Annotated in this window: 10 protein-coding genes; 7 read left to right on the plus strand and 3 right to left on the minus strand. The window is 54.3% G+C overall.

Annotated features, from left to right (window positions below):
- Positions 1-15: 15 nt before the first annotated feature.
- A complete protein-coding gene (gene pyk / locus RHH81_RS02440) occupies positions 16-1,428 on the minus strand; it encodes a pyruvate kinase (protein ID WP_310743321.1) in 1,413 nt (470 codons plus the stop codon).
- Positions 1,429-1,576: 148 nt separating this feature from the next.
- On the opposite strand from pyk, the gene RHH81_RS02445 reads away from it, so the two are divergent.
- Genes RHH81_RS02445 through RHH81_RS02455 form a run of 3 tightly spaced genes read left to right on the plus strand, consistent with a single transcriptional unit; the run spans position 1,577 to position 5,949 of the window.
- Complete coding sequence (locus tag RHH81_RS02445) at positions 1,577-3,301, plus strand: ABC transporter permease subunit (RefSeq protein ID WP_310743322.1); 1,725 nt, start codon at positions 1,577-1,579, stop codon at positions 3,299-3,301.
- Between the two features lie 9 nt (positions 3,302-3,310).
- Positions 3,311-4,447: an anhydro-N-acetylmuramic acid kinase gene (locus RHH81_RS02450; protein ID WP_206200922.1), complete on the plus strand. Its 1,137-nt coding sequence runs from the start codon at positions 3,311-3,313 to the stop codon at positions 4,445-4,447.
- Complete coding sequence (locus tag RHH81_RS02455) at positions 4,444-5,949, plus strand: NAD(P)H-hydrate dehydratase (RefSeq protein ID WP_310743323.1); 1,506 nt, start codon at positions 4,444-4,446, stop codon at positions 5,947-5,949. The genes RHH81_RS02450 and RHH81_RS02455 overlap by 4 nt, the downstream gene beginning before the upstream one ends.
- Here RHH81_RS02455 and gatB read toward each other — a convergent pair.
- Together gatB and RHH81_RS02465 are read right to left on the minus strand one after the other, a co-directional pair.
- The gene (gene gatB, locus RHH81_RS02460) at positions 5,932-7,488 is read right to left on the minus strand and encodes an Asp-tRNA(Asn)/Glu-tRNA(Gln) amidotransferase subunit GatB (RefSeq protein ID WP_310743324.1); all 1,557 of its coding nucleotides are present in this window, start codon (positions 7,486-7,488) and stop codon (positions 5,932-5,934) included. The genes RHH81_RS02455 and gatB overlap by 18 nt on opposite strands.
- A 171-nt stretch (positions 7,489-7,659) precedes the next feature.
- A complete protein-coding gene (locus RHH81_RS02465) occupies positions 7,660-8,808 on the minus strand; it encodes a citrate synthase (RefSeq protein ID WP_310743325.1) in 1,149 nt (382 codons plus the stop codon).
- A 199-nt stretch (positions 8,809-9,007) separates the two neighbouring features.
- Between RHH81_RS02465 and bchB the strand changes: the two genes are divergently transcribed.
- The 4 genes from bchB (at position 9,008) to RHH81_RS02485 (ending at position 14,248) form a co-directional block, all read left to right on the plus strand.
- On the plus strand, positions 9,008-10,534 hold the full coding sequence (gene bchB / locus RHH81_RS02470; RefSeq protein ID WP_310743540.1) for a ferredoxin:protochlorophyllide reductase (ATP-dependent) subunit B: 1,527 nt from the start codon (positions 9,008-9,010) through the stop codon (positions 10,532-10,534).
- Between the two features lie 72 nt (positions 10,535-10,606).
- Positions 10,607-10,990 (plus strand): hypothetical protein, encoded by a 384-nt coding sequence (locus tag RHH81_RS02475; protein ID WP_310743326.1) that lies wholly within the window; start codon positions 10,607-10,609, stop codon positions 10,988-10,990.
- A 51-nt stretch (positions 10,991-11,041) separates the two neighbouring features.
- Complete coding sequence (gene ahcY / locus RHH81_RS02480; protein ID WP_206200926.1) at positions 11,042-12,331, plus strand: adenosylhomocysteinase; 1,290 nt, start codon at positions 11,042-11,044, stop codon at positions 12,329-12,331.
- A gap of 354 nt (positions 12,332-12,685) precedes the next feature.
- Positions 12,686-14,248 (plus strand): ferredoxin--nitrite reductase, encoded by a 1,563-nt coding sequence (locus RHH81_RS02485; RefSeq protein WP_310743327.1) that lies wholly within the window; start codon positions 12,686-12,688, stop codon positions 14,246-14,248.
- Positions 14,249-14,259 lie beyond the last annotated feature (11 nt).

A 14,259-nucleotide genomic window follows, 5' to 3' on the forward strand; every position in this document is an offset into this window, starting at 1 on the left:
GGATTCTGTTCCCCTTTAGGCGCTAATGGTATGAATTTTAATAAAATTCGTTCCTTGGGGAGTTTGGGCAGGAATGCCGCCCAGAATCAAAATTTTATCGCCCTCAGTGACCATCTGGCGCTCCTTGAGTTGGTTTTCAGCCACGGCAATCATCCCTTCAAACGTCATAGGCAGCGTTTCCAAAAGAATCGGCTTCACACCCCAGAGCAAATTCATCCAGTGATAAACGCGGGGGCGATCGGTAAAGGCGACAATCATGGGTTTCACCCGTTCCCCAGAGGCAATGGTTGCGGTATAGCCCGTTTCCGTAAAGCAGGCGATCGCCCGCAGATCGAGGATTTGAGTAATGGTGGTTAAGGCTTCACCCAGGGCATGGGTCTCATCATTGCGGTAGGCGGGCATATTGTCAAACTCAAGGTGCGGCTCCACATCCGCTGCAATCCGCGCCAACATCTTCACCGCCTGCCCAGGAAAAGCCCCCACAGCAGATTCGCCCGACAACATCACCGCATCTGTACCATCAAGAATGGCGTTGGCGACATCACTGGCCTCTGCCCGCGTCGGACGGGGATTGTGAATCATGCTCTCTAGCATTTGGGTTGCTGTAATCACAGGAATACTGCGGTAGTTGCACTCGCGAATAATTTGCTTTTGCAGCAGCGGCACCTTCTCTACCCGCATCTCCACACCGAGATCGCCCCGCGCAACCATGATTGCATCGGCCACCCCCAAAATCGCTGAGAGATTTTCCACTGCTTGGGGTTTCTCAATTTTTGCCAGCACGGGCATATCACTGGCACCGTGGGCCGCCAAGTACTCCCGCAACTCCCAGAGATCCTCAGCTCGGCGCACAAAACTCAGGGAGATAATATCAACCCCCTGCTCAAGGCCAAATTGAATATCCTGCTTGTCTTTGTCTGTGAGGGAAGGCAGCCGCAGATTGAGATCCGGCAAGTTTACCCCCTTACGACTTTTGAGCGTGCCCCCCTGCACCACCCGGCAGGTGACCCGATCTCCCGCAATGGCCTCGACCACCAATTCCAAGAGGCCATCATCCAAGAGCACCTGCATCCCCGGCTGCGCCTCTTCGGCAAGATAGGGATAATCAATGCCAATGCCTTGTGTCTCTTCCTCAGTGAGCGGCACGAGGTGGACTTGCTCCCCTTCCACTAATTCGATGCTCCCTTCAGGAAGCTGGCCAACGCGAATCTTCGGCCCTTGCAAGTCTTGCAGCAGGGTTAAGGGGGTTGCTGCTTCATTGGCCACTTGTCGTAGCAGAGTAATGGTTTCGGCATGATCTTTATAGTCACCATGGGAGAAATTTAACCGTGCCACATTCATGCCGGCGGTTAGCATCTGCTGAATCACTTCCCGCGATCGACTGGCAGGGCCAATGGTGGCCACAATTTTGGTGCGACGAAACAGCATAGGAGAGGGGGATAACTTCCTGCTCTCCTAAATCTTAGGCATAGGTCAGGGAGTCCGGTGGTGTTCTGGCTTGCATTGGACATTAACTTTTGTGGCTACAGGGATGTGGCTATAATTTGCCTCGTGGAGACTACCGCTGGAGGCCGCGATGGCACGCCCCCTTACCCCCGATAATCAAACGCTGAATCGTGCTTGGACTTGGCAAGATGGCCTGATTATTTTGGCCTTGATTGCCCTGATCTTTTGGATTGTCAACACGGCGGCGCAGTTTACAGGACAGTATGACCCCACGATCACCATTGAGCTGAGTCCAGCGGTCTTGCCCAGTTACACCGCTCAAACGCTGCTGCGGATGCTGATTGCCTACATCATCTCCTTGGTGTTTAGCATCCTCTATTCCTATATTGCCTACTACAATCGCACTGCTGAAAAAATCCTGCTGCCGCTGCTGGATATTCTGCAATCGATTCCCGTGCTGTCGTTTTTGCCGGGGGTGGTGCTGGCACTGATTGCCCTCTTTCCGGGGAGCCGTATTGGCGTGGAATTGGCGGCCATTATCCTCATCTACACGGGAATGGCTTGGAATATGACGTTTAGCTTTTATCAGTCTTTGATTAGCGTGCCTCGAGAGCTGCGGGAGGTGGCAAAAATTTATCGGCTGGGGTGGTGGCAGCAGGTGTGGACGCTGGATTTGCCAGCGGGTGCCATTGGCCTGATCTGGAATAGTGTGATGTCAGTGGCGGGGGGCTGGTTTTTCCTGATGGCAATCGAGTCCTTTACCATTGGCGAGAAAACCTTTACGTTGCCGGGGTTGGGTTCCTATCTGGCGGAAGCAGCCAACCAACAGGACTATGCAGCATTGGCCTACGGTCTGGCGGTATTAATTGGCATCATTATTGTAATTGATATTCTGGTGTGGCGCCCTCTCATTGCTTGGGGCGAAAAATTCAAGATGGAAATGGTCGAGGCGGAGAATGTGCCTAAATCCTTCGTTCTTGATTTCCTGCGGCGATCGCCCACGTTGCGAGCCTTCCACCAAAATATCTTTGCCCCCGCCTGGGAACGACTGGATGAGCAGTTGCGCCCCAAACACCCACGTCAATCTGTTGCCCCCCAGAATGACCAAGGCAACTGGCCGATAACCCCCATCATTTTGCTGATTTTTGCCGCCTTCGTGGGTTGGGGAGCGATCGCCTTTTTGCGGCAAATGTTTGGTGTCAGTTGGCAAGATTGGCAGCAAATTGGTCTAGGGGCGGTTCTGACCACGGTGCGGGTAGCGGTGGCACTGGTTCTCTCCCTACTGTGGACAGTTCCAGTGGGGGTGGCGATCGGTCGCAATCCCCGTGCTGCTCAAGTGTTGCAACCCATTGTCCAAATTGCGGCATCGGTACCGGCTACGGCGCTGTTTCCAGTGCTGCTGTTGGCGCTGGCCAATGTGGGTGGGGGTTTGGAGATTGGCTCTGTGGCGCTGATGATGCTGGGCACGATGTGGTACATCCTCTTTAATGTCATTGCCGGTGCCCAAGCGATTCCCACGGAATTATTTGAAGCAGCGGTGATCTATCAACTCTCTTGGTGGCAGCGGTGGCGCACCCTGATCCTGCCCGGCATTTTTCCCTATTTGATTACGGGCATCATTACGGCGGTAGGCGGCGCTTGGAACTCCAGCATCGTCAGTGAATATGTGGAATTTCAGAATCAAACGGAGCAAACCCTTGGCTTGGGGGCCACGATTTCTGAGGCTAGCGTTCGGGGGGATTTTCCCCTACTGATGGCCGCCACGGCAGTCATGTCACTATTGGTGGTTTTGACCAACCGCTTGGTTTGGCGCCCCCTCTACCGCTTGGCGGAAACCAAGTATCAACTGCTGTAGGCGGTGAAGATGCGCGTTATTGGCCTCATGAGCGGTACCTCGGTGGATGGCATTGATGCGGTCTTAGTGGAGCTACAGGGGGGCGATCGCGACCTTGAGGTACAGGTGCTGAATTTTTGTACGGTGCCCTATCCCACAGCCCTACGGCAGCAGATTCTCGACATTTGTGGCGCAAAACCCTTGACCCTTGCAGCGTTGGCGGAGTTGGATGAGGCGATCGCCGAGGCCTTTGCTTTGGCAGCACAAACGGTTCAACAGGGATATCCCCGCGCAGATCTCATTGGCTCCCATGGCCAAACGGTCTTTCATCGCCCCCCCACGGGCGATCGCCTCGGCTACAGCCTACAACTGGGACGGGGAGATTGGATTGCTTGGCGCACGGGGATTACCACCATTGCTAACTTTCGTGCTCAAGATATTGCCCTAGGCGGCCAAGGAGCGCCCCTTGTGCCTCGGATCGATTGGTGTCTTCTCAGTCATCCCACGGAAGTCCGCTGTGTGCAAAACATCGGTGGCATCGGCAATGTTACCTACTTGCCGCCTCAACGAGAGGATCCTGAGGGCAAAGGGGTCATGGGTTGGGATACAGGTCCCGGCAATGTGCTGCTTGATCTGGCCGTAACGGAGTTATCGGGGGGTGAATTCACCTACGATGCCGATGGGGCATGGGCGCGGCAGGGCAAAATTATCGATCCCCTAGTAGAGCACTGGCTGCAAGACCCCTTCTTTCAGCAGCTGCCGCCAAAGTCCACAGGGCGAGAATACTTTGGTCTGCCCTTTTGGCAGCGATGCCGCACTGAGGCTGCTGGTCTGGCGCCTGCGGATCTGCTGGCCACACTGACGGAATTTACGGCTCGCAGTATGGTTGAGAGCTATCGCCAATTTTTGCCCCAAAAACCGCAGCGGCTCTTCCTCTGTGGCGGCGGTGCCCACAATCGTTTTCTCAGGGAGCGCCTTCAGGTGCATTTAGGAGACATTCCCGTGGAAACCACTGCGACGGCGGGCGTACCGGTGGATGCCAAAGAGGCGATCGCCTTCGCTATTCTCGCCTACTGGCATGAGTTGGGCTTGCCGGGGAATTTGCCCCAAGTCACAGGTGCGCGCCAAGCGGTTCCCTTGGGTCAGTGTTGGGTGGGACAGTCATGAAAACAACCTTTCCAGCCATTGTCACCACGGCTGAAATGCAGGCAATCGAAGGGGCGATGTTCAATGCCGGCTTTCCAGTGGCTGCCCTGATGGAAAAGGTGGGACAACGCCTCAGCGACTTTCTCCAGCGTCAGTTTCCACCGTATTCCCGTGTTGGGGTTTTGGCCGGTCCGGGGCACAATGGCGGCGATGCTCTGGTGGTGGCGCGGGAACTATGGCACCGCGGCTATGGGGTGAAGGTCTGGCAGCCCTTTGAACGTTTGAAACCCCTGACGGCAGATCATGCCCGCTATGCCCGCTTTCTCGGTCTGCCCTTTGTCGAGACAGTGGACAGCTTGCAAGAGGTTGACCTGATCGTGGATGGTCTTTTTGGCTTTGGCCTAGAGCGGGAACTGACGGGTGAACTTGCCGCTGCCATTGACCAAATCAACACGTGGCGGCAACCACGGGTGAGTATTGATGTCCCCTCGGGGCTACACAGTAATACCGGGGCAGTTTTGGGTACGGCAATTCAGGCCGATCGCACCCTCTGTTTAGGACTCTGGAAGCGGGGGCTACTGGTAGAGGAAGCACAGCCTTGGGTGGGGCAGGGGGTGTTAATTCCCTTTGATGTTCCCTCGACGCTGATTGAAGCGGTGTTGGCGACTGCGCCTCGGCGATATTGCTTAGATGCTTCCTGTTGGCAAGAATTGCCCCTGTCGCGATCGCCCATTACCCACAAGTATCAGCAGGGACAACTGTTACTCATTGGCGGCTCTGCCCAGTTTGGCGGCAGTATTCTCCTCAGTGCCCTTGCTGCACGCTGTACGGGTGTGGGAATGCTGGTGGTGGCGGTGCCCCAGTCCCTGAAGTCCCTTGTGCTCTCACGAGTCCCCGATGCCATTGTTGTTGGCTGTCCAGAAACAGCGAGGGGGGCGATCGCTGGCTTGCCGGAACCACTAGACTTGAGCAAGTTCTCAGCCATTGCCTGTGGGCCGGGGCTAACCCCTGAGGCGGTGCCCGTTGTGGAAACCGTTCTCGATGCCGGGCAACCCCTTGTCTTGGATGCCGATGCTTTGAATGTCCTAGCGACGCTCTCGCCATGGCCGCTGCCAAGTCCGACCATTTTGACCCCCCACTATGGCGAATTTCGGCGGCTCTTTCCAGACCTTGTCACCGGCGATCGCCTTGATCAAGTGACCGCCGCCGCGAGCCGCAGTAATGCCATTGTTCTTCTCAAGGGCGCACGCACAGCCATTGCCTCTCCGAAGGGTGAGCTTTGGATCAACCCCCACAGTACCCCTGCCCTTGCCCGAGGGGGTAGTGGGGATGTTCTCACTGGCCTCATTGGTGGCCTTTTGGCGCAGCAGGAAGCCCTCAGCGCCACCTATGGTGGGGTTTGGTGGCATGCCCAAGCCGGCCTTCAGGCAGAACGAGAGGCCACTGCTCTAGGGGTCTATCCTGAACAACTGATTGCCCACCTGTTACCGACGCTGCACGCTGCTCTAACTGCTGGCGTTTAGCTTTTTGGCCAAGAGTTGATTGGTCAGCTTCGGGTCGGCTCGCCCTGCTGTTTTCTTCATGATTTGGCCAACAAAGAAGCCCTGAAGTTTCGTTTTGCCCGCGCGGTATTGTTCCAGTTCATTGGGGTGCGCTGCTAGCACTTCATCAATCATTGCCTCTAGGGTAGCCACATCGGAGATTTGACTGAGGCCTTTTTTCTCGACAAGGGCTTTCGGGGAGCCACCTTGAGCCAGTAATTCCGGCAGCAGATCCTTGGCCATTTTGCTACTGATAGTGCCCGCCTCAATGAGTTGGATCAATTCCGCCAATTCAGCAGGTTTCAGAGGTAGTGCCTCGATCGCCAGTTTTTGTTCCTTGAGATAGGCGGTAATATCCCCCATGATCCAGTTGGCCGCTAATTTCGGGGGTGCCCCGGCGGCAACGGTGGCTTCAAAGTATTCGGCAACGGCTCGCTCATCGGTGAGGACACGGGCATCTTGGGGGGGCAGGCCCCACTCGGTCTCGTAGCGGTGCCGCTTTTGCGCTGGCAGTTCAGGCAGATCCGCACGCCAAGTGGCCAGTTGCTCCGCACTGACTTCAATGGGGCCGAGATCGGGTTCAGGAAAGTAGCGGTAGTCACTGGAGCCTTCCTTGACCCGCATGGTGCGTGTTTGCTGCGTGGCCTCATCCCAGAGGCGGGTTTCCTGAACAATCGGTTCACCGGCCTTAAGGGCAGCCACTTGCCGCTCAATTTCATAGTCAATGGCGCGCTGGATGGCACTAAAGGAGTTCATGTTTTTAATCTCGACCTTGGTGCCAAAGGTGGTGCTGCCCACGGGGCGCACGGAGATATTCACATCGCAGCGCAGCGACCCCTCCTGCATATTGCCATCGCAAACCCCCAAGTAACGGAGAATACGCCGCAGTTCTTGGGCATATTCGGCAGCTTCTTGACCCGTGCGCAGATCTGGCTCAGAGACAATTTCCACAAGGGGCACCCCTGCCCGATTCAAGTCCACTAGGGAGTAGGTGGAGCCAGACAGGCGATCGCTCCCCGCGTGAACCAGTTTGCCGGCATCTTCCTCCATGTGCAGGCGAGTAATGCCAATTTTTTTACGGTGGGCGGTGCCGTTGTCATCCACCAGTTCAATCTCAAGGTAGCCATGCTGGGCAATGGGCAGGTCGTACTGCGAGATTTGATAGTTTTTCGGCAAGTCGGGATAAAAATACTGCTTGCGATCGAATTTGCTGTAGGGGGCAATCTGACAATTGAGGGCTAAGCCCGCCTTCACGGCATACTCGAGCACCTTTTCATTCAAGACGGGGAGTGTCCCCGGCAAACCCAAACACACTGGGTCAATGTTGGTATTCGGGGGTGCGCCAAACTGGGTTGAGCTGGACGAGAAAATTTTGGTTTGGGTACTCAGTTGGCAGTGAATCTCTAGGCCAATCACCGCCTCGTAGGTGAGACTGGCGGGATCCACAGGGGTGGATTTCGCCGTTTTTGATGTTTTTGAGGTTTTCGATGCTTGCCGTTTGCTTGATTTTGCCTTTGCCATCAGAAACTCCACAAGGGTACCGCCACTATAAAGCAGCTTACAGCCCTTTTCCCAAGGATGGAACACGCTCAAGGCTGTGAAAGCAAGTACAGGAGAGTATTTGATTGCCCTAGGTCTATATGCATTTTCAGAAAAGGACTGTCTTCAGGGGGGGGAATTGAGGATCAAGAGCTAGGGGCGATGATTGCGCTCCTCCATGGGCACATAGGGCTGATTGTGGGCACCCGTATAGACTTGGGTGGGGCGATAGATGCGATTGGCCTCCAGTTGTTCTTTCCAGTGGGCTAGCCAACCGGCCACGCGGGCGATCGCAAACACCGGCGTAAACAGATCACTGGGAATGCCCAACCGCCGATAGACAAGCCCCGAGTAAAAGTCCACATTGGGATAAATCCCCTTGTAACTGAGGTATTCACCCACCACTTCTTCCAGTTTCAGGGCAATGTCGTAGTAGCGATCGCCACCAAACTTATCAAACAACTGCTCCGCCAGCTTCTGCAAAATCGTGGCACGGGGATCCTTGACCTTATACACGCGGTGGCCAAAGCCGGCAATTTTGATCTTATTCTGAACGCACTTTTCCACATAGGGACGCACATTCTCGACACTGCCGATTTCCTCGAGCATATTGATCACCTCTTCATTGGCGCCCCCGTGGAGCGGCCCTGCCAGTGTACCCACCGCTGAAGCAACCACAGCGTAAGGATCTGTCAATGTCGAGGCCGTCACCCGCGCCGAGAAGGTAGAGGCATTCATCGTGTGCTCGGCATGGAGAATCAAGCAAATATCAAATACCCGTGCCGCAAAGGGATCGGGACGCCGCTCATTGAGCATGTAGAGAAAGTTGGCCGCATAGTCCAGCTCATCACAGGGCATGACCGGATCATTCCCCTTGCGAATCAGTTGAAACGCCGCCACCATCGTTGGAATTTTGGCCAGCAGCCGCACAACCGCGGATCGAATGTAGTCAGGATCATCGAGGGCTCGCCGCGAGTAAAACAACCCCAAGGCGCCCGCCGAGGCCTGTAGGGCATCCATGGGATGGCCACTGTCGGGAAAGCATTTCATCATGTCGCGAATGCGATATTTCACGCGACGGTGGTAGGTAATATCGTGCTCAAAAGCGGCCAGTTCTTCCTTAGTGGGCCAGTAGCCCCAAATCAACAAAAAGGCGGTTTCCAAAAATGTGCTTTTTTCCGCCAGTTCCTGAATTGGGACACCGCGATACTCCAGAATACCGGCTTGGCCATCCACATAGCTAATGGCCGACTGGGCAATGGGAATCCCTTCAAGACCAGGGCTAAATTCGCAAGCAACCATGCGTGGGTGTCCTTAAAAGGGGGCAAACTGAATCGCAATTGCAACATCTATCAATTTTAGGGGAGAGGGGAAAGATGTTGAGATGTTAAGCTGCATTCCCGCTTCCTTGAAGTTTTCCAACGTTTTGTCGGGCAACAAAAGGAACCTCGCTACGATCGCGATCGGACATCAAAATGCCTTTGCCCAAGGAGTTGACGCGATGAAACTTGCCTACTGGATGTATGCAGGGCCGGCCCACATTGGTACTCTGCGCATTGCCAGTTCCTTCAAAAATGTTCATGGCATTATGCACGCGCCCCTTGGAGATGACTACTTCAACGTCATGCGATCGATGCTCGAGCGAGAGCGCGACTTTACGCCTGTCACCGCCAGTATTGTCGATCGCCATGTCTTGGCACGCGGCTCCCAAGAAAAAGTGGTGGACAATATCACCCGCAAAGACACTGAAGAGCACCCTGATTTAATTGTGCTCACCCCCACCTGCACCTCTAGCATTCTTCAGGAAGACTTACAAAACTTTGTCCAACGCGCCAGCCTCAGCACCACTGCCGATGTCCTCTTGGCGGATGTCAATCACTATCGCGTCAATGAATTGCAAGCCGCCGATCGCACCCTTGAGCAAATCGTGCAGTTTTATATTGACAAAGCCCGCCGCCAAGGCACCTTAGTGACCAACAAAACCCCCACCCCTAGCGTCAACATTATTGGCATCACCACCCTCGGCTTCCACAATCAGCATGACTGCCGCGAGCTGAAACAACTCATGGCCAACCTTGGGATTGAGGTGAATCTGGTGATTCCTGCGGCGGCCAGCGTCCACGACCTTGCCCGACTGCCCCAAGCATGGTTTAACCTTGTCCCCTATCGGGAAATTGGCGGCCTCACCGCCCAGTACCTAGAAACCGAATTTGGTTTGCCAAGCGTCAGCATTACGCCGATGGGTGTGGTGGAAACCGCCCGCTGTATCCGTGCCATTCAAGCGGTGCTCAATGCTCAGGGGGCCAATGTGGACTATGAGGCCTTTATTGAGCACCAAACTCGCGAAGTGTCCCAAGCTGCTTGGTTTTCTCGCTCCATTGACTGCCAAAACCTGACCGGCAAAAAAGCAGTGGTCTTTGGGGACAATACCCATGCAGCAGCGATGACCAAAATTCTCAGTCGGGAAATGGGCATCCACGTTGTTTGGGCAGGTACCTATTGTAAATACGATGCCGATTGGTTCCGCGCAGAGGTGGCGGGCTTTTGTGACGAAGTACTCATTACCGATGACCACACCGTGGTGGGGGACGCGATCGCCCGCGTTGAACCCGCGGCCATCTTTGGCACCCAAATGGAACGCCATGTGGGCAAACGCCTCAACATTCCCTGTGGCGTCATTGCAGCGCCCATCCACATCCAAGACTTTCCCGTGGGCTATCGCCCCTTCTTGGGCTATGAGGGCACGAATCAACTGGTGGATTTAATCTACAACTCCTTTACCTTGGGCATGGAAGACCACCTGCTAGAGATTTTTGGTGGCCATGACACCAAGGAAGTGATTCACAAGGGGCTTTCCGCCGACTCGGATTTGACATGGACCGCGGATGGGCTAGCGGAATTAAACAAGATTCCCGGCTTTGTGCGCGGCAAGGTGAAGCGCAACACCGAAAAATTTGCCCGCGAACAGGGCATTACCGAGATCACGGTGGAAGTGCTCTACGCTGCCAAAGAAGCTGTGGGGGCTTAAGTTTCACCTCTGGAACCTGCATGAACCTGACCCTTGCAGCGTATAGCGATTGGCATTTAACAAGCAATTGCTATGGTATTGCTGAAACGTTTCATTGCCCTTGGTTTACTGGCAGCAGGGGTTGGCTTTGCGCCGAGTGCCCTTGCGCAGCGGGTGCCGCGTTTACGCCAAGGCATGAGCTATACCGATGCCCGCCAACGCCTCCTTGATCGGGGTTGGCAACCCGTGGTTAATCCGGCAATGGTGAATCCGACAACAACGACCCCGATTGTGGCCTATCTCCTCAGTCAAGGCTATAGCGAACTGATGGGTTGTCAACTAATGGTGGGGGTGGATATCTGCACCTTTCAGTTTCGCAATCGCAAGGGGCATCTTTTGGAAATTGGCACCGTGAATTTGCTCATTTTCCCCGGCGGCACGGTGACCAGTTGGGTATTGCGGAAGAATTCCCCCTAGGCGATTCTTGCGTATAATGGGGAGCCGTAACCTTTTTTAAGGAACCGCAGTATGGTGTCTTCTCCGATTAAATCTGAAGCCCCTGTTCGTCACGATGTCAAAGACTTGAGCCTTGCACCCTTAGGGCAGCAGCGCATTGAGTGGGCCAGTCGGGAGATGCCGGTACTGCGGCAGATTCGCGATCGCTTTGCAAAGGAAAAGCCCCTTGCCGGTATTCGCTTGGCCGCCTGCTGCCATGTGACCACAGAAACCGCCAATCTAGCGATCGCCCTCAAAGCCGGCGGTGCTGACGCGGTTCTTATTGCCAGTAATCCCCTCTCCACCCAAGACGATGTCGCCGCTAGCCTAGTGGTGAACTACGGCATCCCGGTCTTTGCCCAAAAAGGGGAAGACACCGCCACCTACAGGCGCCATGTCAACATTGCCCTTGATCACCGTCCCAACATCATCATTGATGACGGCTGTGATGTGGTTGCCACCCTTGTCAAAGAACGCCAGCACCAACTCAGTGACATTATTGGCACCACCGAAGAAACCACCACTGGCATTGTCCGCCTCAAGGCCATGTTCCGCGATGGCGTCCTCACCTTCCCCGCCATTAATGTCAACGATGCCGACACCAAACACTTCTTTGACAACCGCTACGGCACTGGTCAATCTACCCTCGATGGCATCATTCGGGCAACGAACATTCTGCTTGCCGGTAAAACCGTTGTCGTGGCTGGCTATGGCTGGTGCGGTAAAGGGACAGCGCTGCGGGCACGGGGCATGGGTGCCAATGTGATTGTGACGGAAATTGATCCTGTGCGTGCCATTGAAGCAGTCATGGATGGCTTCCGGGTCATGCCCATGCTTGAGGCGGCGCCCCTTGGGGATATTTTCATTACCGTGACGGGGAATAAGCATGTGATTCGCGCCGAGCACTTTGCCGTCATGAAAGATGGGGCAATGGTAGCCAACTCTGGTCACTTTGACATTGAAATTGACCTTGCCACCCTAAAAACCCTCGCCAAGGAAGTCCGCGTCGTGCGCAACTTCACCGAGGAATACATTCTCCCCAGCGGTAAATCCATCATTGTTTTGGGTGAAGGCCGCCTGATTAACCTTGCGGCTGCCGAAGGCCACCCCGCCAGTGTGATGGATATGAGCTTTGCCAACCAAGCCCTTGGCTGTGAGTATCTTGTCAAAAATAAAGGTCAGTTGGCAGCCGGCATCCACCCTATTCCCGCAGCAGTGGATCAAGAAATTGCCCGTTTGAAACTCCAAGCCATGGGCATTGCCATTGACACCCTCACTCCCGAACAGGTGGAGTACATGAACTCTTGGACCTCTGGCACTTAGACCCCCCATCCACCTGCAAAATCATTAGAACGTTGCGTGCTGCGTCCTAGCTAGGGCTAACCTCAGGGTGCAGCTTTTTATTTATCGCTTAATTTATTGTCATCAACAGCCTTTTTCTAAAATAGTGGCTACCGCTACCGGCTGTCATCTTGTTATAGAGCAATTTGGGCTGTTTTAGTTGTTTGGGCAGATTTAATCTCCCGCCCTGAAGTTAAGGTTAGATACAGTTTTGGCATATTTTTAATACGGAAACTGTATAGCGACAAAGAAAATGTAGCAAAATTTACAAATGTTCATGATTGACCTGCCTAAATTGGGTGTTCAAGTAACCCGTTGAAACCAAGGGCAACAACCGTGAGCAACAAAATTGAAGCCATTAAAAAAGAGAAAGATGTTTTAGCGGTTAAACAAGAGCTAGAGAAATTCGCAGCCATGGGCTGGGAAAACATTCCTGAAGCTGACCGCGATGTTCGCCTCAAGTGGCTTGGGATTTTCTTTCGCCCCGTTACCCCTAGCAGGTTCATGATGCGGCTGCGGGTACCCAATGGGATTCTCACCAGTCAACAACTGCGAACCCTTGGCGAAATTGTGGATCGCTATGGTGAGAACGGCAATGGTGACATCACCACCCGTCAAAACATTCAGATTCGGGGTCTGCCCATTGAGGATATTCCTGAAATCATAGAGCGGCTGCAAGCCTGTGGCCTGACCTCTGTGCAATCCGGCATGGACAATGTGCGCAACCTCACTGGATCGCCAGTGGCGGGCATTGATGCGGCCGAACTCATTGATACTCGCCCCTTGATTATGAAATTGCAGGCCATGATTACCAACAATGGTCAGGGGAATTTGGAATTCAGCAATCTACCCCGCAAATTCAACATTGCGATCGAGGGGGGGCGGGATAACTCTGTCCATGCGGAAATTAACGATGTTGCCTTTGTGCCTGCCTATCGGCAAGGGCGTTTGGGCTTCAATGTTTTAGTCGGTGGTTTCTTCTCTGCTCGGCGTTGCGCTGCCGCTATCCCCCTCAATGCTTGGGTGCCTCCCGATGATGCTGTGGTGCACCTCTCACGTGCCATCCTTGAAATTTTCCGTGACCATGGCCTACGGGGCAATCGCCAAAAAGCGCGGCTCATGTGGCTGATTGATGAATGGGGTATCGAGAAATTCCGGGCAGCAGTCGCCGCTAAACTCCCCTTTGAACTCCTCAGTGCCGCTCCCAAGGATGAAATTGACTGGGACAAGCGAGATCATCTGGGGGTGCATTGCCAAAAACAGCGGGAGTTGAACTATGTGGGACTGCATGTGCCCGTAGGGCGCCTCTATGCCACTGATTTTTACGAGTTGGCACGGCTAGCTCAAGTCTATGGTCAATCGGAAGTGCGGCTGACCGTGGAGCAAAATCTGATCATTCCCCATGTACCTAGCGCTGTTTTACCAAGCCTGCTGCGCGAACCCCTCCTCACTAAGTTTCGGCCGGAACCACCGCCTTTAGAACGTGCCCTCGTTTCCTGTACGGGTGCTCAGTTTTGCAACTTTGCCCTCATTGAAACCAAAAATCGTGCCCTTGCCCTCGTCCGCTGGCTGAATCAACAACTGGTGCTCTCTCAACCGGTGCGCATTCACTGGACCGGGTGTCCCAACTCCTGTGGTCAACCCCAAGTAGCCGATATTGGCCTAATGGGTACAAAAGCCCGTCGTAACGGCGAAACCGTGGATGCCGTGGATTTGTACATGGGTGGCAAGGTCGGTAAGGATGCCAAGCTGGGCACCTGTGTGAAAAAAGCGATTCCCTGTGATGAACTGCCGGAGGTACTGCGCCAACTGTTGATTGATCACTTTGGTGCTCAGCCCATCAGTTCACATACGCTGCAGGTTCCGATACACGCTGAATTAGCCTTGTCGATTGTTTAGGAATTAAAGGA

Source organism: Thermosynechococcus sp. PKX95 (assembly GCF_031583295.1).
Taxonomy (GTDB): Bacteria; Cyanobacteriota; Cyanobacteriia; order Thermosynechococcales; family Thermosynechococcaceae; genus Thermosynechococcus.

Bases quoted from the DNA above. Each gene is read 5' to 3' on its own strand.
- pyk (WP_310743321.1), bottom strand. From the start codon at position 1,428: ATGCTGTTTCGTCGCACCAAAATTGTGGCCACCATTGGCCCTGCCAGT.
- RHH81_RS02445 (WP_310743322.1), top strand. From the start codon at position 1,577: ATGGCACGCCCCCTTACCCCCGATAATCAAACGCTGAATCGTGCTTGG.
- RHH81_RS02450 (WP_206200922.1), top strand. From the start codon at position 3,311: ATGCGCGTTATTGGCCTCATGAGCGGTACCTCGGTGGATGGCATTGAT.
- RHH81_RS02455 (WP_310743323.1), top strand. From the start codon at position 4,444: ATGAAAACAACCTTTCCAGCCATTGTCACCACGGCTGAAATGCAGGCA.
- gatB (WP_310743324.1), bottom strand. From the start codon at position 7,488: ATGGCAAAGGCAAAATCAAGCAAACGGCAAGCATCGAAAACCTCAAAA.
- RHH81_RS02465 (WP_310743325.1), bottom strand. From the start codon at position 8,808: ATGGTTGCTTGCGAATTTAGCCCTGGTCTTGAAGGGATTCCCATTGCC.
- bchB (WP_310743540.1), top strand. From the start codon at position 9,008: ATGAAACTTGCCTACTGGATGTATGCAGGGCCGGCCCACATTGGTACT.
- RHH81_RS02475 (WP_310743326.1), top strand. From the start codon at position 10,607: ATGGTATTGCTGAAACGTTTCATTGCCCTTGGTTTACTGGCAGCAGGG.
- ahcY (WP_206200926.1), top strand. From the start codon at position 11,042: ATGGTGTCTTCTCCGATTAAATCTGAAGCCCCTGTTCGTCACGATGTC.